This window comes from Ruegeria sp. YTSA219 (assembly GCF_059609985.1).
The window spans coordinates 107524-128434 of record NZ_JBXWMT010000009.1; the positions used below are offsets into that span (position 1 = coordinate 107524).

Sequence of the window (20911 nt, forward strand, 5' to 3'; positions counted from 1 at the left end):
TGGCAAAACTCTGGTTTATTTGGTCAGCGTTGCACAGGCCGTCTGGGCCCATCTAAGGGCCAGAGGCGAAAGATGCGGCCCGACCTGTCTGAGAACCTTGGCATGATAGTCATTGATCCAGTCAATTTCTAACTGATTCAGCATATCTGGCATCAACATATCCGTCTGGATCGGGATCCAGGTCATGTTCGAGAACTCCAGAAATCCGTCATCTGCCTCGACAATTTCGAACAGGTTTTCGATGCGAATGCCGAACCTGCCGGCCTCGTAATATCCCGGCTCGATCGACATAACCATGCCAGGCATCAGGTCGACCGGGTTGTAAGGTTTGCCAATGCGCTGCGGATGTTCATGGACAGACAACCGGTGGCCAATTCCATGACCCGTACCGTGGTCATAATCCAATCCCAGATCCCACAGCGGGCGGCGACAGATTGCATCAATGTGATGGCCCTGTGTGCCTGCAGGAAAGCGCAGCGTGGCCAGAGCGTGAAAGGCCTTGAACACTGCGGTATAGGCCCGGTCATATCCATCAGGCCGCTGAGGCCCGAACGAAAAGCTGCGCGTGGCATCCGTTGTGCCGGTGTCGTACTGCCCCCCGGAATCCAGCAGGTATGTGCCCCGCGGTTGGATCGGAACGGTATTGTCGGCCTCGGTAGCGTAATGGCACATCGCGGCATTGCCATCGGCGGCCGAGATTGTGTTGAAGCTTTCGTGGATGAACCCATCCTGAGCGCGGCGGAAGGCCAATACCCGCTGTTCTGCTTCACGCTCGGTCACCGGTTCAGCCTGTTTCTGTACCTGAGCCGCCAGCCAGGCGCAGAATTCGGTCCAGGCGATCCCGTCCCGGATATGGCAAGCGCGCAACCCTTCCAGTTCCGTTGTATTCTTGCGGGCTTTGGTTTTGCTTAACAATCCGTTGACCGGCACGCCCTTTGCTCCGGTACGCTCCAGCACTTGTTTGACCGCCGTCGGCGAAAAATCGGGGTCGAAAATCACAGCCTGGCCGGGCGCTGTGAGATCACTGAGTGTAGACAGAAAACCATCCGGCGCCTGAACCGAAACATTTTCCGGCATGTGGTCAGTGACATCGGCATCCAGTTTTTGGTCAGACACGAACCAGTGAACCTGGCCCGAGCTTTGCAACAGAAGGAAAGAGTTGGGAACAGGGTTGAAAGCCACGTCTGAGCCACGCACATTAAGCAGCCAGGCGATGTTGTCGGGCTGAGTTTCCACCAGCAAGCCGGCCTCTCGGCGTGTTAGCTCAGTGGCCAGATCCGAGATCTTATCACCCGCCGCCCGGCCCGAAAACTGAAGTGGAAATGGCTCGATCTGTCCTTGGGGGGCAGCGGGTTGGTCGGTCCAGACTGCATCGACCGGATTTGAAGCCGTCGCTACCATCGCGGCACCGCTGCCTTCCAGCCCGTGCTCAAATCGGTCAAACCAGACCGGCGGTAGGTGCATCGAGTCAAAGCCGATTTTCCATCCTTTCTGTGCAACGGCGGCCAGCCAGTATTCGGGCGGCTCGTTAAACAGATGATGGTGCGAGAAAACAGCCTCGGCACACTGGTTTGCAGCCTGCACCACATAGCGGCCATCGACAAATAAAGCGACAGTTTCGGGTGTGACGATGGCCATGCCTGCCGAGCCGCTGAAGCCAGTTACAAAGGCGAGGCGTTCATCATGAGGGGCAACATATTCGCCCTGATGTGCGTCGTAGCGGGGCACGATAAAGGCATCCAGACCTTGTGCTTTAAGCTCTGCGCGCAAGGCCGAAACAATCGCGGATCGGTCGGTTCCGGGGGCATCAAGCATCGGCATTTATCTCTTCAACATGGTGACAGGCGACCTCGCCACGATTTTCAAAAGGCATCAGGGCAGGCACTTTGGTTTCGCATATGTTGCTGGCGTGAGGGCACCGGACATGGAACGGACACCCTGAGGGCATGTTCAGTGGTGAAGGCAGCTCTCCCTCAAGCCGCTTGACGGCACCGCGGTTGTCGGGGTCCAGCGAAGGGGCGGCTGAAAGCAGAGCTTGGCTGTAAGGGTGGGAGGGGGCGGAAAACAAGGTTTCGCTGTCGCCGATTTCAACGATCCGCCCAAGGTAGATTACCGCGACCCGGTTTGAAACATGACGGACAAGCCGCAGGTCATGGGCCACAAACAGGATTGTCAGATCAAGTTCCCGCTGCAGGTCCAGCAACAGGTTTACCACCTGCGCCTGAACCGAAACATCTAGTGCCGAGACCAGTTCGTCCGCAATCAGAACTTCGGGTTCGACCGCCAATGCGCGCGCAATGGCGATCCGCTGACGCTGACCTCCGGAGAATTCGTGCGGCAGCTTGTCTTGCGCGTCCTTCGGAAGGCGGACCAGATCAAGCAACTCGGCCACACGGTCGGGAATTTCTGCTTCTGGGCGCATGTTGTGAACGCTCAGGGCTTCGGCCAGAATTTGCCCTGTCGTCATCCGGGGATTGAGCGATGAATAGGGGTCCTGGAACATCATCTGAACCCGGCGGTTATAGGTGCGGTCAGCTTTGATTTCGCCGTCGAATATGTCCTGACCTTCAAAGTGGATTGAACCGTCGCTGGGCTTATGAAGGCGCACGATACACCGGGCTAGTGTGGACTTTCCACACCCGGACTCTCCGACGACGCCCAGAGTTTCGCCCCGGGTCAGATCTAGGCTGACACCATTCAGCGCCCGTACTTCGCGACCAGGACGCCGCGAAATGACATCGCCGATGCTACGGCCCATTGGGAACCGCAGATGCAGGTCACGGATTTGCATCAGGGCGGTCATGCGGCGTTCCCTTGGGTTTTGGTTATCGGGTTGAAACAGGCGACCTGTCTATGATCGGTGATCAGGGTCATCGCTGGGCGCTCTTGCGTGCAGGCGTCTATGCAGGCGGCACAGCGCAGTGCAAACGCGCATCCAGCAGGCAGGGCATCCAGTGCTGGCGGCACTCCGGGAATAGAATATAGCGGCGTGCGAGGAGCGATGTTTTCGGGCACAGACCGCATCAGACCCACAGTGTAGGGGTGATGCGGTGCCCGCAGCACATCGCGGACCGGCCCTTGTTCGACGATCCGCCCCGCATACATAACGGCCACGTTGTCGCAAGTCTGGGCAACCACGCCAAGATCATGGGTGACCAGCACAACCCCCATATCCATATCCTGCGCCAGTCGCAGGATCAGATCGAGGATCTGCGCCTGTATGGTCACGTCCAGTGCTGTGGTGGGTTCATCCGCCAGCAACAGTTTGGGTTCTGCGGCAAGCGCTATTGCGATCATGACCCGCTGGCGCATTCCGCCGGAAAATTGGTGAGGATAATCCTTCAAGCGTTGCGCTGCCGAGGGGATGCCGACAAGGTCCAGCATTTCGATTGCCCGATCCAAGCGCGCGGCGCGGGGCAGGTCGGTATGGGCGCGCAGGGTCTCTTCCAGTTGCAGTCCGACTGTCAGCAGTGGATTCAGCGAGGTCATCGGTTCCTGAAAAATCATCGCGATTTCGCGACCCTGAAACCGACGAAGAGCCCTGTCTGACATGGATATCAGATCACTTCCATTCCAGCGCACCTGGCCGGTCACGTCGCCATAGCGGCGCGCCAGCCCCATGATCGAGCGCAACGTGACGCTCTTGCCCGACCCGCTTTCGCCGACCAGCCCCAAAACTTCACCCCGGTTCACGCCGAAACTGACATCGCGCAGCGCAGGCAGCGCGCGACCGTTCTTGTGAAAGGTTGTGCTTAGCCCGGTAACTTCTAGAAGTTTCGTTTGATCCTGCATCGCTATCCCCGCGGTCTCAGCAGATCGGCAAGCCCATCGCCCAAAAGCGAAAAGCCAAGGCCGGTCAGAACGATGGCGATGCCAGGCATCAGGCTCAGCCACCAGGCGGTCGAGATAAAGTTGCGCCCTTCGGCGATCAGCACGCCCCATTCGGCCTGCGGTGGTTGCGCCCCCAAACCAAGATAGCCCAGGGATGACCCCAGCAGGATCACCAGCGCCATGTCGGTCATCCAATAGACGATAACCGGCGTTATCGCGTTTGGCAGCAGGTGGCGAAAGATGATGCGCCGGTCAGAATAGCCCATGACCACCCCGGCCGAGGCATAGTCATTCCCCATTTGAGCGATCACCTCGGCCCGCATCAGGCGCGCATAATAGACCCAGTAAACAACTGAAATCGCGATATACATGTTGATCAGGCCCGGCCCTAGAACCGCAACCACGGCAATGACAAGAACCAGGAAAGGAAAGGTTATTACAGCGTCAACGATGCGGCCAAAGATCATGTCCGCGATGCCGCGATAATACCCGACCAGCGCGCCAACCGTTATACCGGTGACCAACGCGAATACAGTCCCGAAAATTGCCATCTGCATGTTGACCTGATAGGCCCAGATGACGCGGGATAGGCTGTCGCGCCCTAACAGATCTGTGCCGAACGGATGTGCCCATGATGGTGGTTGGCGCAGGGCCTGATAGTCGATTGCGCTTGGGTCATAGGGCGCGAATACGCCGGGAAACAGGGCAAGCAGCACCGAAAACCCGATGATGATGCACCCGGCCACAAACCCAGGCTTGCGCAAGGCCCGCTGCATGAAGGTGGGGCGCTGCGAGGTGCTGTTGAAGGTCGCGTCACTCATTGCAGGCGCATCCTTGGGTCAAGGCGACTCTGAAACAGGTCGGTCATCAGGAAAACCACGGAAACCAGAACAGCAAATGTCAGGGTCAGCCCCTGAATCAGGGGGTAGTCGCGGGCAAAGATAGCCTCGAGCATCAGGCGCCCCATTCCGGGCACGGCGAATACGGTTTCGGTGACCAATGTCCCGCTCATCAGATTGCCGATGGACAGGCCCAGCAGGGTTACCGTGGAAATCAGCGCATTGCGCAGGACGTGGCGACCCAGAACCAAACGAGGCGGCAGGCCTTTGGCACGCGCGAACTGAACATATTCGGCGTCCAGAACCTCGATAATCGCGCTGCGCAGGTTCCGCATGATGATGGCCGAGGTGTAAAGCGCTACGGTCACTGAAGGCAGGAACAGGTGATAGAGCCGCTCGGTAAAGGTGTCGCCATATCCTCCGACCGGAAACAGGCGCAGCTGTGCTGCCAGAAAGGTCAACAGAACGAGGCCAATATAGAACACCGGCATCGACAGCCCGATCTGAAAAACGGTGCGGATCACCGCATCAGGCCAGCGGCCCCGATTGAGCGCAGCAACAAAGGCCAGCGGACCGGCAATCAGCAGCGACAAAACCACCGAATACACGGTCAGGAAGACAGTGATAGGAAGACGGTCAGAAATCACATTGATCACATCCGAGCGCATCAGGATAGACCGACCCAGATCGCCCTGCACGGTATTGGTAAGGAACAGCCAGAATTGCACCAGCATAGGTTCGGTCAACCCAAGCCGTTCACGGATGGCCTGGATGTCGGCGTCCGAGGCACGATCACCGGCCATCGCAATGGCAGGGTCTCCCGGTAGCAATCGAACAAGAAGAAAAATAATGATCATGACCAGAAAAAAGGTAGGGATCATCATCAGGAGTCGTTTGAAGATATAGGACAGGCTGGACAAAGCGAGCTCCGCAAATTTGTCCCGCCGCCTGAAAGCGGCGGGACCAGGGGTCTTACCTTAGCGGCTGACGGTTGCTTGATCGAAGATATTGTTGCCCAGAGGGGTCTGGACATAGCCTTCGACAGCCGAGCCAACTGCAACGGCAAAGGGGGTCTCATACATGAACAGCAGGGGGGCTGCTTCGGCATAGAGCTCTTGCATTCGGGCGAATTTCGCTTTGCGCGCCTCGGCGTCCATTTCACCGGCGGCTTCGTCGAACAGGGTGTTAAACTCGGCGTTTTCCCAGCCGGTTCCTACTGCCTTGGCCGTGGGTGTGTGGCCCAGCCAGCCCACCACCTGACTGGGATCATTTACATCGTTGACCCAGCCATAGGTGTGAATGTCAAACTCACCTGATCGGTTCTTAGCGCCGCGTGTTGCGCCGTCCACTTGCTCGACCACAAGATCGACGCCCAGAGGAGCCCACATCTGCTGAAGCGCCGCAAAGATGGTTGCATCGTCCGCAGAACCTGCCAGCGTGGTAAAGGTGATTTCGGTTCCATCGGCAAACCCGGCCTCGGCCAACAATGCCTTGGCCTTGTCCACGTCATAGCCATAGAGCGGGGTCATGTCGGCGGCATATTGGGTAGCCTTGGCCATCAACGGCGAGCTCATCGGTTGACCCGCGCCATGCAGTACCAGCCCGATCAACGCTTCTTTGTTGGTGCCATAGTTCAGCGCCTGCCGGACGCGGGCGTCGGCCAGTGGGTTTGCAGAACCATCGGCTCGGTTATCGCGCGTATTGATTGGCGAATAGATGATCCGCGTGGACGGATAGAGGTTCATGTTGATGTTTGAATCCTGCTCCAGCTCGGCCACACGGCTGAACGGGATGAATTCTGCGGCATCAACTTCTCCGGCCTGCAAACTCAGAATGCGGGTAGCGTCATCCGGGATGATCTCAAAATGTACGGCATCCAGATACGGCAGAGCTTTGCCGTCTGCGCCCATGCGCCAATAGTTTTCATTGGCGCAGAAATCCATCGATGCACCTTGTTCAAAGCCACACAGATAGAAGGGGCCAGAGCCTACTCCGGCGGCTGTGGCGGCAAATATCGCAGCGGATTTTTCCTGATCTGTTGCACCTTCTGCGGCCTCAAAGGCCGCTTTGGACACGATTGCCGTGTTGAATGTCGCCAGCATGGACAGGATGGTTGGATCCGGGCTGCCAAGGGCAACCGTGATCGCGTTTCCATCTGCGGTAACCGCGTTGATCGAACCCAGCAAGCCAGCCCAGGGGCTCAGGTCGGGATTGCGCGCTCGGTCGAGGGAAAAGACTACGTCGTCACCTGACATGGGCGAACCGTTTGCGAATTTGATCCCCTCGCGCAGGGTCAGCGAAACCGTTTTACCATCGTCAGAGACTGTATAGGTCTCAGCAAGGCCGGGTTCGACGGAATTGCCGTCGGCACTGCTCCGCAGCAGGGTGTCGAACAGGCTGCCGACCATCCAGATATCAGGGTTGCGATCCGCATAGATCGGATCAATCAGGCGCGACCCGTCATAGCGTGCAAAGTTGAGTGTGCCGCCTCTTTCCTGTGCCAATGCAGGCATGGCCAGGGTAGCGGCAACGGTTAGTCCCAAAACCGTCTTCAATTTCATAATCAGTCCTCCCGCAGAATGAATTCATGCTCGGGGCGACCATATCCGATTCTTAACAATACTAAAGCTTTTTTTAGTGGCGGGTGAAAAATGGCCAAATGTATTTAGGCTGACCTCTGTTCGGTTGGTCAATTTAACTTGCCACAAAGCCGGAATCATTGATCGGAGAGGTTGTTACCCAAAGCTCTACGGCTTCTACGTCCCCCAACACGACTGAGAAATGACGGGTAGATGTGTCGTGGTGAACGACGTCACCTGGCGACATAATGAAAACCTTGTCACCAAGGTGATATTCAAGCCGTCCCGAGATCAAATAGCAAAACGCCTCGCCCTCATGCCGCATCTTTTCGGAAACGTGCCCCGGGGGGCGATGAACGATCTGTGGGTTGAACAATGCACCGGTAAAACCAGGGCCCAGCTTCTCATAAAACCTGCCCCGCATACCCAAGGAATATGTCTGGCGGTTGTCCTTTGCCACATATTCGCTGAACACCTCGGGTACGCTGAGCAGCTTTTCGATGCTGGTTTGAAGTGCCGCGGCAATCGCCATCAGCGAGGTCAGCGAGGGTGAGCTCAGGCCGCGCTCGACCTGAGACAGAAAGCCCGTTGTCAGATCAGAGGTCTGTGCGACCTTGTCCAAAGTCAGGCCCATCGCCTTGCGCCGCCTGCGAATTGCCTGCCCCAGTTCGGTCGGCGTGCCCTTCGGCTTTGATTTGTCGCGCGCGTTTGCTGCGTTCATTCCCTGTCTCCCGGAATCGTGGGTTGCCGCGCATTCAACCGGATCGCAGAGGAAATATCAAAATTTTTTTAGCATAGGTAAATTTTTTTGGGAAGATCTGGATATAAACCTTCAAACCCCTCAATTTTTCCAACGGCTTAGTATCTAGCGAAACAGAATCAGAGTTTGATTGAGTGACGCCGATCCGCCGAGATCATGTCGCGGATGTTCTGGACGATTTGTTCCGCATGGGCGCTCGCCAATCGGTCGGCCTCGGTGATGTCCTGCGCCGCTATAGCTGCGATTATGTCGTCATGCTCCAGGGAATACCGATCCGGCAACCGATCCCCAAAGGACGAATAATAGGGCCGCATGATCCGTTGCCCTTCGTTCAGCAATCTGCGCGTCAGGCTTTCGTAATATGGGTTGCGCCCTGCTTTGGCGATTGCATTATGAAGCTCTGCATTTTTTGCGATCATGGTCAGAACGTCATTTTTGGCAGCTGCATCCGAAAATTCCTGCTGCCGCATGCGAATGTCGCACAGATCCTGGTCCTTTCGGTATTCGGCGGCCAGCCGGGTTGTAACGCGATACATCAGGGTCATCGCATCAAAGAATGTGTGAAGATTCAAAAAGTCTATGGGCGCCACTATGCTCGCGCGGTTCGGCAGTGTCGCCACGAGCCCTTCCGACGTCAGCCTGACAAGGGCTTCACGGATCGGGGTGCGCGACATCGAGAACCGCTCGCTCAGCTTGGCCTCGTCTATGGCGCTGCCGGGCGCAAGGGCGAGGTCGATGATTTCGTCCCGCAGGGTTTCATAGACGAACTGAACGCCTGATCCACGTTTGCGGCCGGCTTCGACCGGCTTTCGTTTTTCCATGTCAGAGCATTCCCTAGCCGCTGGATCGCGGTCCATCTGCGTTCGCACATCAATTTTGCCACACGTACCGGTGCTAAGTCGAGTGTTAATCCCAGCCAAAAACCAGTTGTTTTTCACATATTTTAGGGCCTTATTTCTTATTGTCGAAAATTTGTCGACAAATAAAATATTTAAAGTAGACTGACGGCAAGATTACGCGAATCCCTAACCCGGTGGGGCAATCCACCGGCCCGGGAAAAAAATTACGGAGACCCAAATCGTGAACCCGAATGTCTTTTCCGGATGTATCCCGGCCCTGATGACGCCCTGTCGCTGGGATCGCAGTCCTGACTTTGAGGCGCTTGTGAGTAAAGGTCATGAGCTGATCGAGACGGGCATGTCCGCGGTTGTCTATTGTGGCTCGATGGGTGATTGGCCCCTTTTGACCGATGCACAGCGTATGCAGGGCGTCGAGGCGTTGGTCGGGGCTGGTATCCCGGTGATCGTGGGAACAGGCGCGATCAATTCGGCCATGGCAGTCCAGCATGCCGCACACGCGCAGAAAGTGGGCGCCAGCGGTTTGATGGTCATTCCACGTGTACTGTCACGCGGCGCGTCCATGACTGCGCAGCGGCACCACTTCAAAGGCATTCTGGCCGCGGCACCGGATCTTCCCGCAGTGATCTACAACAGCCCTTATTACGGATTTACCACCCGTGCGGACCTGTTCTTTGATCTGCGCAAGGACCACCCGAACCTGATCGGTTACAAGGAATTCGGCGGCGCCGAAGATCTGCGCTATGCGTCCGAAAACATCACCAGCGGTGATGACAATGTTTCCCTGATGGTCGGCGTGGATACCGCGGTGTTCCACGGGATCGTGAATTGTGGCGCAACCGGCGCCATCACTGGGATCGGGAATGTGCTGCCCGATGAGATTCTGCATCTGGTGGATTTGTGTCAGGCGGCGGCCAAGGGCGATGCCAACGCGCGTGCTCGAGCGTTGGAGCTTGAGGCGGCTTTGGGCGTTTTGTCGTCGTTCGACGAAGGCACCGATCTTGTGCTCTACTACAAACACTTGATGGTTATGACGGGTCATCCCGAATACACGCATCATTTCAACGAAACAGATGCCCTTACTGACAGCCAGCGCGGCTATGTTGAACAACAGTTCAGACTGTTCCGTACCTGGTACGAGAACTGGACTAGTCAGGCCGATTCTTCGGCGCAAAATGCAGCGTGAGGATTGGGTATGTCGTTGAATAATGGATATGTTTTTCGCGGTCAGCACTTGATTGGCGGTCAGTGGGTTGGAGCTGATGAAAGCTTTGCCTCCAGCCCCGTCTCGGGTGAGGGGAGCAACTTTGCTGCGGGTACGCCTGAGTTGGTTGATCAGGCCTGTACCCTGGCCGAGGCCGCCTTTGGAGATTACGCCAATCGCAGCCGAGCGGATCGGGCCAAGTTCCTGAATGCTATCGCGGATGAGATCGAGGCCCGTGCCGAGGCCATCACCAGCATTGGCAGTGCAGAAACCGGTCTGCCTGAGATGCGTCTTCAAGGCGAGCGGGGACGCACGGTTGGTCAGTTGCGCATGTTTGCCGAATTCGTCCAGGATGGTGCGTATCTAGAGCGCCGCCATGATCTGGCGATGCCGGATCGCCAACCCGCCCCACGTCCTGACATCAAGATGATGCAGCGCCCGGTTGGCCCGGTGGCTGTTTTTGGCGCTTCGAACTTCCCCTTGGCATTTTCGGTTGCCGGAGGTGACACCGCATCGGCACTGGCCGCAGGTTGCCCGGTCGTGGTCAAAGGCCACCCCGCCCATCCAGGCACCGGCGAAATCGTCGCTGATGCCATTCAAGCGGCGGCCAAGGCGACCGGTATGCCCGACGGCGTATTCTCATTGGTGCAAGGTGGGGACCGCAGCATCGGAGAAGCATTGGTAATGCATCCAGCAATCCGTGCCGTGGGCTTTACCGGTGGGCTGGCCGGAGGCAGGGCGCTGTTTGACCTCTGCACAACGCGCCCAGACCCGATCCCGTTCTTTGGTGAATTGGGCTCGGTCAATCCGATGTTTGTTCTTCCAAACGCTATGGCCGCCAGAGGTGAAGAGATCGGCAAAGCCTGGGCGGGGTCAATGACCATGGGGGCAGGGCAGTTTTGCACCAATCCGGGTGTTGCCGTGATGATCACAGGCGATGATGCTGACCAATTTATCGATGCTGCTGCGAGTGCCCTGAGTACAGTGCCGTCACAGACCATGCTGACCGATGGGATTGCCGAGGCATTTCGATCCGGCCAATCGCATTTGGCCGAACATCCCGCCGTGCGCACGATCCATCAAGGTTCCACTTCAGGCCGTTCAGCTGAACCGGCGCTATTCGAAACCGATGCCGAAGCGTTTCTGGCTGATCCCAGCCTCAGCGAAGAAGTGTTTGGGCCCGCATCGCTGATTGTGCGCGTGGGCTCGGAAAAAGAGATGGTTGCCTTGTCAGCCCAGCTGGACGGGCAACTTACGGCCACGATCCAGATGGATGACAGCGACACTGCGCTGGCGCAGCAACTCTTCCCGATTCTGGAGCGCAAGGCCGGGCGGTTGCTGTTCAACGGCTTCCCAACCGGGGTCGAGGTGGTGGGGTCCATGGTCCACGGGGGGCCTTATCCTGCCAGCACGAATTTCGGCGCGACAAGCGTCGGCACAATGGCCATCCGCCGTTGGCTGCGACCCGTAGCATATCAGAACATGCCCGCCGCACTCAGCCCCGAAGATCTGGAAGGCTCGACGCAATAAGCGGTGAACCACAGGGCTGAGGCAAGAAATTCCTTCGGCCATATCAAAGGCTTTGGCCCCGGTGAACGGGGCCGGGCAGGGACACCCAGATCGGCTGTTCCGTATCATCCGCAACACTCTGCCATAGAAGCAGATCACCGGAAATTCCGCGTCATTCGACGTGCAAAATCGGGCTTTGGCCCATAACAGGAGGACAAGATGAAACTCTTCTCGAACTTTGCCGCCCTGGCGGTAACAGCCACGCTTGCAATGCCCGCAAGCGCCGCAGAAATTGAATGGAAGATGACCGCAGCGATTGGTGAAGGTTCATTCTTTTACCAGAACTTCATGGAACGATTTGCGGCTAATGTGGACACACTGACCGCGGGGCGCATGCATGTCCAACCTTTTGGCGCGGGCGTTCTGGCCCCGGCCTTCAAGGCGTATGAAGTAGTTCAGGACGGCATCGTCGAAGCCGGACATTCCACGCCGTCTTATCTGGTAAACCAGGACCCGACCAATGCCGTTTTCGCCAGCTTCCCCGGTGGAATGTCCGGCGAGGCGACCCTGCACTGGATCTATGAAGGCGGCGGTGAGCAGATGCTGCAGGACTTCCGCCGCGAAGAAATGGGTCTGCACACGCTGGTCGTTGGGGTCGGTACGTCCGAAGTTATGGCGCATTCGAACGTCAAGATCGAAACAACCAACGATCTGAAGGGCGTCAAATACCGGACCTCGGGCGCATGGGCCGCTGTTCTACAGGAAAGCTTTGGCGGCGTTCCGACGGTTGTCCCGGGAAATGAAATCTACACTTTGCTGCAGCGTAAGGGTGTGGACGCGGTCGAATGGTCGACACCAGGAGGCAATATCTCTGAAGGTTTCCACGAGGTTGCGCCCTATATGATCATGCCCGGCGTGCATCAGCCGTCCTTTCTGTGGGAAGTCTTCGTCAAACAGGAAACCTGGGATGCTCTGCCCGAGGATATCAAGCTTCAGGTTACCGCAGCGGCCAAGCTGACAACATACGAAAGCTTCACACATTTCGGTCACGCGGACATTCAAGCCATGGCTGCCTTCCGCGACACCAAAGTTGAAATCATCAACATGGTACCAGCGGAATCCGAAAAGATCCGCGCCGCCGGGCGCGATTGGGCCCGTAGCCAGGCTGCCAAAAAAGCCGAAGACGGAAGCGCCCGGATGCAAGAGGTTCTGGACAGCTACCTCACCTATCAAGCGAACTGGGCCGAGAATTCGGGTTATTTGGTTCGCGACAGCGCCGAATAAGCTCTGCCCTGACATTGGTTGGATGACCGGATATTCGTGCCGGTCATCCGTTTCCGGGGACATACATGACCACTATTCTCAGAGTCATCGACGCGATTGCTGGGGCGCTGGCCCTGCTGGGTCGATGCGTAATTTTTGCCCTGATCGTGGCAATGCTGTACGAGGTTGTTGCTCGCTATGCGTTTGGTGCGCCGACGCTTTGGGCGTTTGATATCTCGTACATGCTGAACGGTTCGGTTTTTCTGCTTGGGGCGGCTTATGCCCTGCGCTGTGACGTGCATGTCAGGATCGACTTTCTGTCTCAGCGTATGCCGATGCGGGCGCAGCAGCTGTTGAACGGTGTTGTCTTTCTGTTGGTCATGACACCGATCACAACCATCTTTGCCTGGGTTGCAAGCAAAAAAGCCTGGAAAGCACTGATCACCGGAGAGGTCGAAAGCGTCAGCCCCTGGGCGCCGGTTGTCTGGCCGTTTTACACGGTCATCGCCGTTGGTCTGGCGGCCTTGGCGCTGCAATTCCTGGCTGAGGCGATCAAGTTGCTTTCGGGGCGTAAGAACCCTGGTGAGGCGCCCGGCGAACTGGACGGCATGGAAGAAAACCAATGACACCATTACTGATGTTTGCAGCCCTTTTTGTGCTGGTCTTTGCCGGAGTGCCGGTGGCCTTTTCGCTCATCATCATCTCCGTCGCCTTTGGCTACATGGTGTTCGGTGAGCTGATCTTTTTGCAGCTTTATGGTCCGCTGCTTCATACGGCTTCGAATTTCGTACTGGCAGCAATCCCTCTGTTCATTTTCATGGGGGCGATACTTGAGCGTTCGGGGATCGCGAAACGTCTGTTCTTTGCATTGCAGTTGTGGCTGGGCGGCTTGCCCGGTGGATTGGCGCTGTCGACGATTGCAATGTGCGCAGTTTTCGCCGCCGCATCCGGTGTTGTAGGTGCGGTCGAGATAGTTGTGGGGTTGATGGCCATCCCAGCCATGACCAAAGCGGGTTATCGTAATGACCTCATCGCGGGAACAATCTGTGCAGGGGGCTCACTGGGGACAATAATTCCACCCTCGGTCATTGTGGTCGTCTATGCGTCGATTGCGCAGCTGTCGATTGGCAAGCTGTTTGCCGCATCTATCCTGCCCGGCTTGCTGATGGTGGTGTTTTTCGTGCTTTATATTTTGGTGCGCAGCATGGTCCGACCTGCTGACGCTCCTCCGTTGCCACAGGCAGAGCGCGCGATGCCAACCGGCCGTAAGATGAAGGTGACGTTGACGGCATTGTTGCCCCCGCTGGCATTGATTGTCCTGGTGCTGGGCTCGCTTCTGGCCGGTGTCGCCTCGGCTACCGAAGCTGCCGCAGTCGGGGCCGCCGGTACGATCCTGCTGGCTTTGATGTTTCGGGAACTAAACCTGAAACTGATGTCCGAGGCACTGAATGTGACCCTGCGCATCACCGCTATGATCATGTTGATCGTGGCCGGAGGCACGATGTTCACCAGCATCTTTGCGGTCACCGGAGGCGGACAGCTGGTGCGCGATACCGTTGCCGGGATCGGGTATGGCAATGCCGGTATCATCGCATTCTTTTTGTTGGTGGTCTTTTTCGCGGGCTTTGTACTGGACTGGGTGTCGATCGTTCTGATTTTCATTCCGATCTTTGCCCCGATCGTGAAATCCGCCGGAATCGATCCGATCTGGTTTGCCATGATGGTTCTAGTGGTGATTCAGACTTCGTATCTGACACCGCCAATGGCACCGTCGATTTTCTATCTTCGCTCAATCGCTCCGCGTGACATGAGCTATGGGCAGATGTATCGCGGCGTGTTGCCCTTTGTAGGGGCGCAAATGCTGGTTCTTTTGGTTATCATCCTGATCCCCGAAGTGGCGACATGGTTGCCAGAGATATTGGTCGGGCTTTGACATAGATCTTGGTCTTGCCCCTTCAGATGCCTGGCCCCTGTTCAATGGGCTAGGTCATCGCCCTAGTTGTTTCGAAAGATCTTTCGGTTCCGGTAACTTGTCCGCATTCTGCGCCGCCCATTGATGCATCTCATACAGCAGTGGAAGCAGGCTTTGACCCAGAGGTGTGAGGCTGTATTCGACATGCGGCGGTATGGTCTTGAAGTCTTTGCGAGAGACAAAGCCCGTCGTCTGCAACTCGGTCAGCTGGCGCGTCAACGTTCGATGCGTGATGCGTCCGAGGTTTCGCTGAAGCTGGTTGAACCGGCAGTCCCCCTGCGAAAGCCAGTAGATGATCAACAGCTTCCATCGACCTGAGATCGCTGAGATCAATGCTTCGATCTGACAATGATCCTCTAACTCATCATGTTTCAAGGCAGTATCCTATATGACCGTACTTGTTCGTGTGAACGTGCAATTTTAGATAGTGGTCAGAACGTTATGCCGCAACGGGGGGACCCTATGGCGAAGAAGAAAATTGTGATCATTGGCGGGGGCTATGTCGGGTTTGAAGTTGCCCGGGAACTGGACGCTTGCGCGGACGTCACCCTGATTGAGCAACGCGAAGCGTTCGTGCATCCGCCTGCAGCGATCCGCGCGCTGGTTGAACCCGCCTTGCTGGACCAGCTCATCCTGCCATACGACAATCTGCTTCAATCGGGTAAGGTCGTGCGCGGGCGCGCCGTTTCGGTCTCTGAAACCGAGGTCACTTTGGAATCTGGAGCTGTCTTTCCGGCGGACTATATCCTGATCGCCACCGGATCATCCTATGCAGCGCCGTTCAAGCCGTCGGGTGACAGCATTGCGGATTTTCAGCAAGCGAGCAAAGACGTCAGCGCGCTATTGGCCAAAGCGAATTCAGTTGTGATCGTAGGGGCAGGCGCTGTCGGGACAGAGCTTGCGGGCGAAACCGCCTCGGCACATCCGGGTAAATCCATCACCCTGGTTTCGTCGGATGATATCTTGTTTCCCAAGTACCCGGCCAAGCTAGGCGCGCAGCTCAAAGGTAAGTTGGAACGGCTGGGCGTCACTGTCATTCTCGGCCAGAGGGCGCAGGATTTACGCCATTTGGATCGGCCCTACGAAGGATCCGTGAGCTTGACCGACGGTAGAGTGATTGCGGCAGATCTTATATTTCCGGTGGTTGGATCGAAACCCCAATCGTCTTTGGTTCAAAGCCTTCCGGGCGTGTCGGCTGATGCATTGGGTAGGGTCAAAACCGACAAATGGTTGCGACCGTCAAGCTATCCGAATGTCTTCGTCGGCGGTGACATTGCCGACATTGGCGACGGAATGACAATCGTAGCAACGGCACGGCAGAATCCGTGGCTGATCAAAACGCTTAAGAAAGTAATCGAGGGCGCACCCGTTGAAAGTCAGAAACCCTACGCGCCCTGGAAAAAAGCACCCATTCTGGTGCCCCTTGGGCCGGTCATCGGCAGCAGCTGGCTTTTTGTGACAGTGGGTGACTGGATCACACGCAAGATAAAGGGGAAAGATATTTTCATTCCCAAATATCGAAAGGCTTTTGGGATTTCGAGCTCCGGAAAATAGTTCCTCCTGAACATTGCGATTTGCCAACGTTCAGGCATCCCACACAGATGATGTCTCTGACATTCGTGTTGGCCTGCCTCTAGTCGTGTGCGAGGTTGCGACTGGCTTGTGCCTGCTGAATATCTTTCGGCCATGTGGAACGGATATAAGCCAGAACATCCCATATGCCGTCATCAGTCAAAGTGCCTTCGAAACCCGGCATGCCACTGTTGAAATTCTTGACGCCGCGTGCGGCCAGTGTCTTTGCACCGCCGAATTTGGTGTAGTCAAACAAAAGCAGGCTATCATGGTGCCATGTGTGCCCGGTCACGTCATGTGGTGGCGCAGGCATCACACCGTCTTCACCCGGTGTTTGCCAGTTGGGTTGGCCTTCCAGGTTAACGCCGTGGCACGCGGCGCATTGATCTACGTAGAGCCTCTGTCCATTCGCCACGTCTCTGTCTGTAAACGTATGATCCGCGGCAACGCTGGAATAAACGCTGCATAGGACCAATATAAATAAGTGCCTGGTCATCTCCACCCACCTCAATTCGGAAGCGTCAGAACGGTTGTTAGTGTCGCCGTAGTTGTCAGCACCGCCAGAACGATCAGCGCCTCAACTTCGATGGAACGGGCGAGGTGCTGCGCCGCCTTGGTATCTCCGTCTAGCATTGCCGGAACAAATCGAAGCTTGTTCGCGGCGGCTAGGATCAATAGCAGCCCTACAAATAGTACTTTGAGCAACAGGGCCTGCCCATAACCAGTGGAGATGAGCGCTCGGAGATCACCAACAAGCAACCAAGCCATCCAGAAACCTGCGACGATCAATGCGGGTACCATCAGTGCCGCAGCTTGGCCAAACCTATGCCCAAGTGCAGCAGCGTCTGCAATTTGCTCAGGTTGAAGAGCCATACTCCGCAGCGGGCTGAATATGCCTACCCAGAAGGCTACACAGAGCAGGTGTGCTAGTAACAAGAGTTGGGTACCAAAATTCTCTAGATCCGATAGGTGCCCGATCTGTGCAAAGGACCACAGAGCCATCGTGCCACCCACAAGTGCGATCCCTAAACCAAAGCGCGGAACAGACAATCCGACAAGGATCATTGCTGCGCCTATCACTCGAAGAACAAATACATCGCCTACGGAAGTCTGCCAGAGTAATCCAAGCATTTCGGGGTCGACCAGCCCATCCGCTCCGCCCGTCAAGAGGGCACCACTAAGCATGAATCCCAGTGCCGTCGCGATGAGAGCAAGCCACGCCAAGGCCATGGATTGGCGTTTCATCGCCAGGCTTATCGGTGTGACCAAGCTGGAATAGAGACACTTAACGACCACAAGGCCAGTGGCCCCCGCAAAGCCGATATAGAGTGCTAGCTTTGCGAGGATTGCAGCAATTTCCCAGATGTCTGGCATGCTCATTCCACAGTAAAGGTAAACGCGCCCTGCATAGCATGACCATCCTCACCTAAACCGCGCCACTCGATGACATAGGTGCCCGCGCCATTGCCTGGCAGTGGAATTTTGAACTTCTGAGCAAATCTTGCCTGGTCGCCTAGATCCAGTCGTACTGCCCCGTGTTCTTCATGTGCCATCTCTATCCGGGTCAACCGGATGTCTTTCGAGAAATTGAGGCCAATTTCAGCGGGCACAATCGTTACTGTGGTTCCATCTGCAGGTGTTGTTTCTGTGGCCTTGGAATGCGCCAGCGCAAAATTGGGGAGCGCGGCCAAGAGTATAAGCGTTACAATCTTCTTCATGGGGCTATCCTCAATTTATTCCGTTGGCGCGCTGGATATCGCGAATGTAGGCGATCACCATAGCGACGTCACCTCGCGTCAAGCCGTCGACGGGTGGCATGTCTCCAAACTGCCAATGGTGACTTCTTACACCCTGTGAAACCGCCCTCTGAAACGCTTCATCAGCGTGGTGACTAGGTTCGTAAATCTTGTGGATCAGTGGCGGTCCTGCGCCGTCAATTCCGACCGCATTGACACCGTGGCAAGTGGCACAGGAGGCATCAAAGACCCGCTGGCCGATTGCTGCATTGCCCTCAATAGGCGGCATCTGAATTGCGACTAGGCCGTCTCTTGAAACTGTCGCCTGGGGGCTGGCTTCTTCGATTGGGTCTGAACGAAAAACTATGAAAGCGGCAACAGCCGAGACGACGCAAGCGCCGATTAACACGTGACTTTTCTTCATGGGTTGAACCTGACTTTGTAGAAGCTGGAAGTGCTGCGGCACATCGCAAACAGCCGCAAGGGCCGGTCACTTAGGCGCGCGCGGATTTTGGCAGCTTCAAAGGTCAGGGGGTCTGTAGGGGCTATCTGGTTCAGTCAACTTGGATTGGGATACAATCTGGAACTCTCGGTCAAGCTGATATTGGTTCCACACGACTTGGCTGTTCTGCGAGATCAGTACGACGGCTTGGCAAAGCGAAGGGTTACACTCTCCGGTTCCGGCATTTTCCGTGTCGTGATGGCTGCTTTGGGCCGAGATGTCAGGGATGCTTTTCACCGCGGCGGAGTGTCCCGCCGATTGCATATGGTCCCCGCAGTGAAGCCCGACGCAGGCATGAGACTCGCCACCAAATCCGGCCAGAATGACCAGAAGACTCGTCAATAGCGCAAATGTGTTTCGTCGGATGACCATGATTCCGGACGCTAATGCAGCGGAACACACAAGACAACGCCTGCAGCTTCATTATGCCCCACGCCGTTCTAAAGGAAATTACGACGCTGATTTTCGTGATGGGGCATTCCCCGCTCTTGTCCGGCGCGCGATTCTCATCAAATGCAGAGAGTCCGGGTCTATTTTGATTTCTATCAGTCGGGCCTAGCAACTGATTAGCGGCCAAACGGCAACACAGGTCGCAACATTGTCAACGCGCAGAATCTCACTGGAACCAGCCAAGTTCCAGCCGTGCGGTGCCATTAATTTGGGGCAACGTTGTGGTCTGAGGGTGCTGGTGTTTCTGCTTCTTTGACCCGCGTTCAGGCGCGCTTATTGAGAACTTTGAACCAAAGATATATTTTGACCGGATTGCGAACGAAAAGGAAAGTTCATGATCAGAACTACTGCACTGGCGCTCTTAGCGCTCCACTCGGCAACCTCGGCATTCGCAACTGTTGGGCTGTATTGCGAGGCCCCTGATGGATCAGGCGCTGTATTTGATGTCGGATTGGGAACTGTCCCTGGTCTCGCAGTCGTAAGCGCGACCATTCACGCAGACGGCAAACACTGGAGCCTTACTGAAGTCGATGGTGCGATACCAATCATCGTGGCACAGGGGGCCGATGTCGATATGCGTACTGTAATCGACTTCGCCGATCCCGAATACAGTCGGATCGTTGCCTCTGTTCGATTGATAACCGCTGTCGAAGGAGACGAATCCGTCACTGTAGGCACGCTCACAATTCCGGAAATCGGTGCCTTCCCGCTGGTTTGCGAAGGGCCGTAGCCGCCCGATGTTGTTCAATGTACGGGGCTAACTCGGCGGAAGCGGTCATCCGAAATTCTGCTTTGCTCAAATGTCTGAAATTTGGCCGAGAGCGAGAGTAGTTTTAGATTGGAGGTGTCGCACGTTCTGTGACCAATTGTCTGGCTACGACTCTTTCGCGATGAATCATGTACAGCCCTGCACTGATGATGATTGCAATACCAAGTAGGCTAAGCGTGTTCGGGAAGTCATTGAAGACAAGATAGCCGAACAGGGTCGCAACTGGCAGCTCAAAGTACTGCAAAGGTGCCAATGTGGCTGAAGGCGCGAACGAAAGCGCATAGGTCATCATCATGTGGCTCACCGTTGCAAAAAAACCAGCTCCCAAAAGCCACAACAAAGCGATGTCTGTCGGCCAAACAGGATCGAACAGCTCCGAACCAGAGCCTTGCGCAAATATTAAGATTGGAATGGAAAACAGGCTGGCAATCAGGCCAGTGTGGAATTGCAGAGCCACGGGATGCATCCGACGTGACAATCCTCGCGTCACAAGAATGTAGAAAGCGAAAGCAACTGCCGTACCAAGCGGAATTATTGCAACCGCGCCGAAGGCCGCGAAACTGGGCTGGATGACGAACATTACCCCAACAAACCCGACAAGAGCTGCCCCGACACGACGCGGACCTACGTCTTCACCAAGGTAAAACTTACCAACCAACAAGACAATGAACGGGGCCACAAACACGATTGCCAACGCATCGGCGAGTGGCATCACACGGATGGCAGCAATGAAGCAAAAAGTTGCGAACAGCAAAAGTAATGAGCGGAATGCGAGTGCGATCAATTTGCCTCGCGCTACATGCAACGACAGCCCCATTATCCAGACGAACGGGGCCATCAACACGCACTGCACTACAAACCGAGCAGCCGTAATCTGCCCAACTGGTACGCTAGCCGACGCGAGTTTTGCAGCTACGTCCAGCAAAGGAGCGGTGAGGCAAAATCCAAGCATCAGTGCAACTCCCGCAAGAATGCGATCCGTAGATTGAGGTATGGAATCAGCCGAGGACATCTCATCTTGTAGAAACGTCGCTAAACGCGTGTCTGTTCTCTATGCGACGCGGAGCA

21 protein-coding genes are annotated in these 20911 nt (G+C 56.1%); 7 read left to right on the forward strand and 14 right to left on the reverse strand.

Annotated elements, in window-relative coordinates:
- Positions 1–15: 15 nt before the first annotated feature.
- The 8 genes from AC2FFB_RS13850 to AC2FFB_RS13885 all read right to left on the reverse strand — a co-directional run bounded on the left by AC2FFB_RS13850 (position 16) and on the right by AC2FFB_RS13885 (position 8830).
- Positions 16–1815, reverse strand: coding sequence for an aminopeptidase P family protein (locus tag AC2FFB_RS13850; RefSeq protein WP_185956703.1), 1800 nt, complete (start codon positions 1813–1815; stop codon positions 16–18).
- Entirely contained in the window at positions 1808–2803 is a 996-nt protein-coding gene (locus AC2FFB_RS13855) for an ABC transporter ATP-binding protein (RefSeq protein ID WP_496694012.1), read from the reverse strand. Before AC2FFB_RS13855 ends, AC2FFB_RS13850 begins: the two co-directional genes overlap by 8 nt.
- Entirely contained in the window at positions 2800–3792 is a 993-nt protein-coding gene (locus AC2FFB_RS13860; protein ID WP_496694011.1) for an ABC transporter ATP-binding protein, read from the reverse strand. The genes AC2FFB_RS13855 and AC2FFB_RS13860 overlap by 4 nt, the downstream gene beginning before the upstream one ends.
- A 2-nt stretch (positions 3793–3794) precedes the next feature.
- On the reverse strand, positions 3795–4652 hold the full coding sequence (locus AC2FFB_RS13865) for an ABC transporter permease (protein ID WP_271950018.1): 858 nt from the start codon (positions 4650–4652) through the stop codon (positions 3795–3797).
- Positions 4649–5590 (reverse strand): ABC transporter permease, encoded by a 942-nt coding sequence (locus AC2FFB_RS13870; RefSeq protein WP_142637818.1) that lies wholly within the window; start codon positions 5588–5590, stop codon positions 4649–4651. Before AC2FFB_RS13870 ends, AC2FFB_RS13865 begins: the two co-directional genes overlap by 4 nt.
- A 57-nt stretch (positions 5591–5647) precedes the next feature.
- Positions 5648–7231: an ABC transporter substrate-binding protein gene (locus AC2FFB_RS13875; protein WP_496875056.1), complete on the reverse strand. Its 1584-nt coding sequence runs from the start codon at positions 7229–7231 to the stop codon at positions 5648–5650.
- A gap of 133 nt (positions 7232–7364) precedes the next feature.
- Positions 7365–7970: a helix-turn-helix domain-containing protein gene (locus AC2FFB_RS13880; protein ID WP_281973159.1), complete on the reverse strand. Its 606-nt coding sequence runs from the start codon at positions 7968–7970 to the stop codon at positions 7365–7367.
- A 158-nt stretch (positions 7971–8128) separates the two neighbouring features.
- Positions 8129–8830: a GntR family transcriptional regulator gene (locus tag AC2FFB_RS13885; protein WP_496690004.1), complete on the reverse strand. Its 702-nt coding sequence runs from the start codon at positions 8828–8830 to the stop codon at positions 8129–8131.
- A 256-nt stretch (positions 8831–9086) separates the two neighbouring features.
- On the opposite strand from AC2FFB_RS13885, the gene AC2FFB_RS13890 reads away from it, so the two are divergent.
- The 5 genes from AC2FFB_RS13890 (at position 9087) to AC2FFB_RS13910 (ending at position 14775) form a co-directional block, all read left to right on the forward strand.
- Complete coding sequence (locus AC2FFB_RS13890; protein WP_496875068.1) at positions 9087–10052, forward strand: dihydrodipicolinate synthase family protein; 966 nt, start codon at positions 9087–9089, stop codon at positions 10050–10052.
- A gap of 9 nt (positions 10053–10061) precedes the next feature.
- A complete protein-coding gene (locus AC2FFB_RS13895) occupies positions 10062–11600 on the forward strand; it encodes an aldehyde dehydrogenase (NADP(+)) (RefSeq protein WP_496713221.1) in 1539 nt (512 codons plus the stop codon).
- Between the two features lie 198 nt (positions 11601–11798).
- Positions 11799–12863 (forward strand): TRAP transporter substrate-binding protein DctP, encoded by a 1065-nt coding sequence (gene dctP / locus AC2FFB_RS13900; RefSeq protein ID WP_496875057.1) that lies wholly within the window; start codon positions 11799–11801, stop codon positions 12861–12863.
- A 65-nt stretch (positions 12864–12928) separates the two neighbouring features.
- Positions 12929–13468: a TRAP transporter small permease subunit gene (locus AC2FFB_RS13905; RefSeq protein WP_496875058.1), complete on the forward strand. Its 540-nt coding sequence runs from the start codon at positions 12929–12931 to the stop codon at positions 13466–13468.
- Positions 13465–14775 (forward strand): TRAP transporter large permease, encoded by a 1311-nt coding sequence (locus AC2FFB_RS13910; RefSeq protein ID WP_281995521.1) that lies wholly within the window; start codon positions 13465–13467, stop codon positions 14773–14775. The genes AC2FFB_RS13905 and AC2FFB_RS13910 overlap by 4 nt, the downstream gene beginning before the upstream one ends.
- A gap of 54 nt (positions 14776–14829) precedes the next feature.
- On the opposite strand, the gene AC2FFB_RS13915 is transcribed toward AC2FFB_RS13910, so the two are convergent.
- On the reverse strand, positions 14830–15189 hold the full coding sequence (locus AC2FFB_RS13915; RefSeq protein ID WP_142637835.1) for a winged helix-turn-helix transcriptional regulator: 360 nt from the start codon (positions 15187–15189) through the stop codon (positions 14830–14832).
- 87 nt (positions 15190–15276) lie between these two features.
- Here AC2FFB_RS13915 and AC2FFB_RS13920 point away from each other — a divergent pair, with 87 nt between their 5' ends.
- The gene (locus tag AC2FFB_RS13920; protein ID WP_496694006.1) at positions 15277–16368 is read left to right on the forward strand and encodes an NAD(P)/FAD-dependent oxidoreductase; all 1092 of its coding nucleotides are present in this window, start codon (positions 15277–15279) and stop codon (positions 16366–16368) included.
- 79 nt (positions 16369–16447) lie between these two features.
- Here the strand turns inward: AC2FFB_RS13920 and AC2FFB_RS13925 are convergent, their stop codons facing one another.
- From AC2FFB_RS13925 to AC2FFB_RS13940, 4 genes are all read right to left on the reverse strand, one after another.
- On the reverse strand, positions 16448–16801 hold the full coding sequence (locus tag AC2FFB_RS13925; protein WP_425472001.1) for a c-type cytochrome: 354 nt from the start codon (positions 16799–16801) through the stop codon (positions 16448–16450).
- Positions 16802–16893: 92 nt separating this feature from the next.
- A complete protein-coding gene (locus AC2FFB_RS13930) occupies positions 16894–17766 on the reverse strand; it encodes a CopD family protein (protein WP_496694005.1) in 873 nt (290 codons plus the stop codon).
- Positions 17763–18104 (reverse strand): copper resistance CopC family protein, encoded by a 342-nt coding sequence (locus tag AC2FFB_RS13935; RefSeq protein ID WP_142637842.1) that lies wholly within the window; start codon positions 18102–18104, stop codon positions 17763–17765. Before AC2FFB_RS13935 ends, AC2FFB_RS13930 begins: the two co-directional genes overlap by 4 nt.
- Before the next feature lie 10 nt (positions 18105–18114).
- The gene (locus AC2FFB_RS13940) at positions 18115–18546 is read right to left on the reverse strand and encodes a c-type cytochrome (RefSeq protein WP_496694004.1); all 432 of its coding nucleotides are present in this window, start codon (positions 18544–18546) and stop codon (positions 18115–18117) included.
- 862 nt (positions 18547–19408) lie between these two features.
- Here AC2FFB_RS13940 and AC2FFB_RS13945 point away from each other — a divergent pair.
- Positions 19409–19804 carry a hypothetical protein gene (locus tag AC2FFB_RS13945; RefSeq protein WP_496694003.1) on the forward strand — a complete coding sequence of 132 codons (396 nt, stop codon included), beginning with the start codon at positions 19409–19411 and terminating at the stop codon, positions 19802–19804.
- 103 nt (positions 19805–19907) lie between these two features.
- Here AC2FFB_RS13945 and AC2FFB_RS13950 read toward each other — a convergent pair whose 3' ends face one another.
- Positions 19908–20855: a DMT family transporter gene (locus AC2FFB_RS13950; protein ID WP_496875059.1), complete on the reverse strand. Its 948-nt coding sequence runs from the start codon at positions 20853–20855 to the stop codon at positions 19908–19910.
- Positions 20856–20911 lie beyond the last annotated feature (56 nt).

Excerpts from the sequence above, each read along its gene's own strand:
- AC2FFB_RS13905 (WP_496875058.1), top strand. The coding sequence starts at position 12,929 with ATGACCACTATTCTCAGAGTCATCGACGCGATTGCTGGGGCGCTGGCC.
- AC2FFB_RS13940 (WP_496694004.1), bottom strand. The coding sequence starts at position 18,546 with ATGAAGAAAAGTCACGTGTTAATCGGCGCTTGCGTCGTCTCGGCTGTT.
- AC2FFB_RS13895 (WP_496713221.1), top strand. The coding sequence starts at position 10,062 with ATGTCGTTGAATAATGGATATGTTTTTCGCGGTCAGCACTTGATTGGC.
- AC2FFB_RS13920 (WP_496694006.1), top strand. The coding sequence starts at position 15,277 with ATGGCGAAGAAGAAAATTGTGATCATTGGCGGGGGCTATGTCGGGTTT.
- AC2FFB_RS13910 (WP_281995521.1), top strand. The coding sequence starts at position 13,465 with ATGACACCATTACTGATGTTTGCAGCCCTTTTTGTGCTGGTCTTTGCC.
- dctP (WP_496875057.1), top strand. The coding sequence starts at position 11,799 with ATGAAACTCTTCTCGAACTTTGCCGCCCTGGCGGTAACAGCCACGCTT.
- AC2FFB_RS13875 (WP_496875056.1), bottom strand. The coding sequence starts at position 7,231 with ATGAAATTGAAGACGGTTTTGGGACTAACCGTTGCCGCTACCCTGGCC.
- AC2FFB_RS13850 (WP_185956703.1), bottom strand. The coding sequence starts at position 1,815 with ATGCTTGATGCCCCCGGAACCGACCGATCCGCGATTGTTTCGGCCTTG.
- AC2FFB_RS13950 (WP_496875059.1), bottom strand. The coding sequence starts at position 20,855 with ATGTCCTCGGCTGATTCCATACCTCAATCTACGGATCGCATTCTTGCG.
- AC2FFB_RS13885 (WP_496690004.1), bottom strand. The coding sequence starts at position 8,830 with ATGGAAAAACGAAAGCCGGTCGAAGCCGGCCGCAAACGTGGATCAGGC.
- AC2FFB_RS13855 (WP_496694012.1), bottom strand. The coding sequence starts at position 2,803 with ATGACCGCCCTGATGCAAATCCGTGACCTGCATCTGCGGTTCCCAATG.
- AC2FFB_RS13880 (WP_281973159.1), bottom strand. The coding sequence starts at position 7,970 with ATGAACGCAGCAAACGCGCGCGACAAATCAAAGCCGAAGGGCACGCCG.
- AC2FFB_RS13860 (WP_496694011.1), bottom strand. The coding sequence starts at position 3,792 with ATGCAGGATCAAACGAAACTTCTAGAAGTTACCGGGCTAAGCACAACC.
- AC2FFB_RS13865 (WP_271950018.1), bottom strand. The coding sequence starts at position 4,652 with ATGAGTGACGCGACCTTCAACAGCACCTCGCAGCGCCCCACCTTCATG.
- AC2FFB_RS13945 (WP_496694003.1), top strand. The coding sequence starts at position 19,409 with ATGATCAGAACTACTGCACTGGCGCTCTTAGCGCTCCACTCGGCAACC.
- AC2FFB_RS13930 (WP_496694005.1), bottom strand. The coding sequence starts at position 17,766 with ATGAGCATGCCAGACATCTGGGAAATTGCTGCAATCCTCGCAAAGCTA.
- AC2FFB_RS13935 (WP_142637842.1), bottom strand. The coding sequence starts at position 18,104 with ATGAAGAAGATTGTAACGCTTATACTCTTGGCCGCGCTCCCCAATTTT.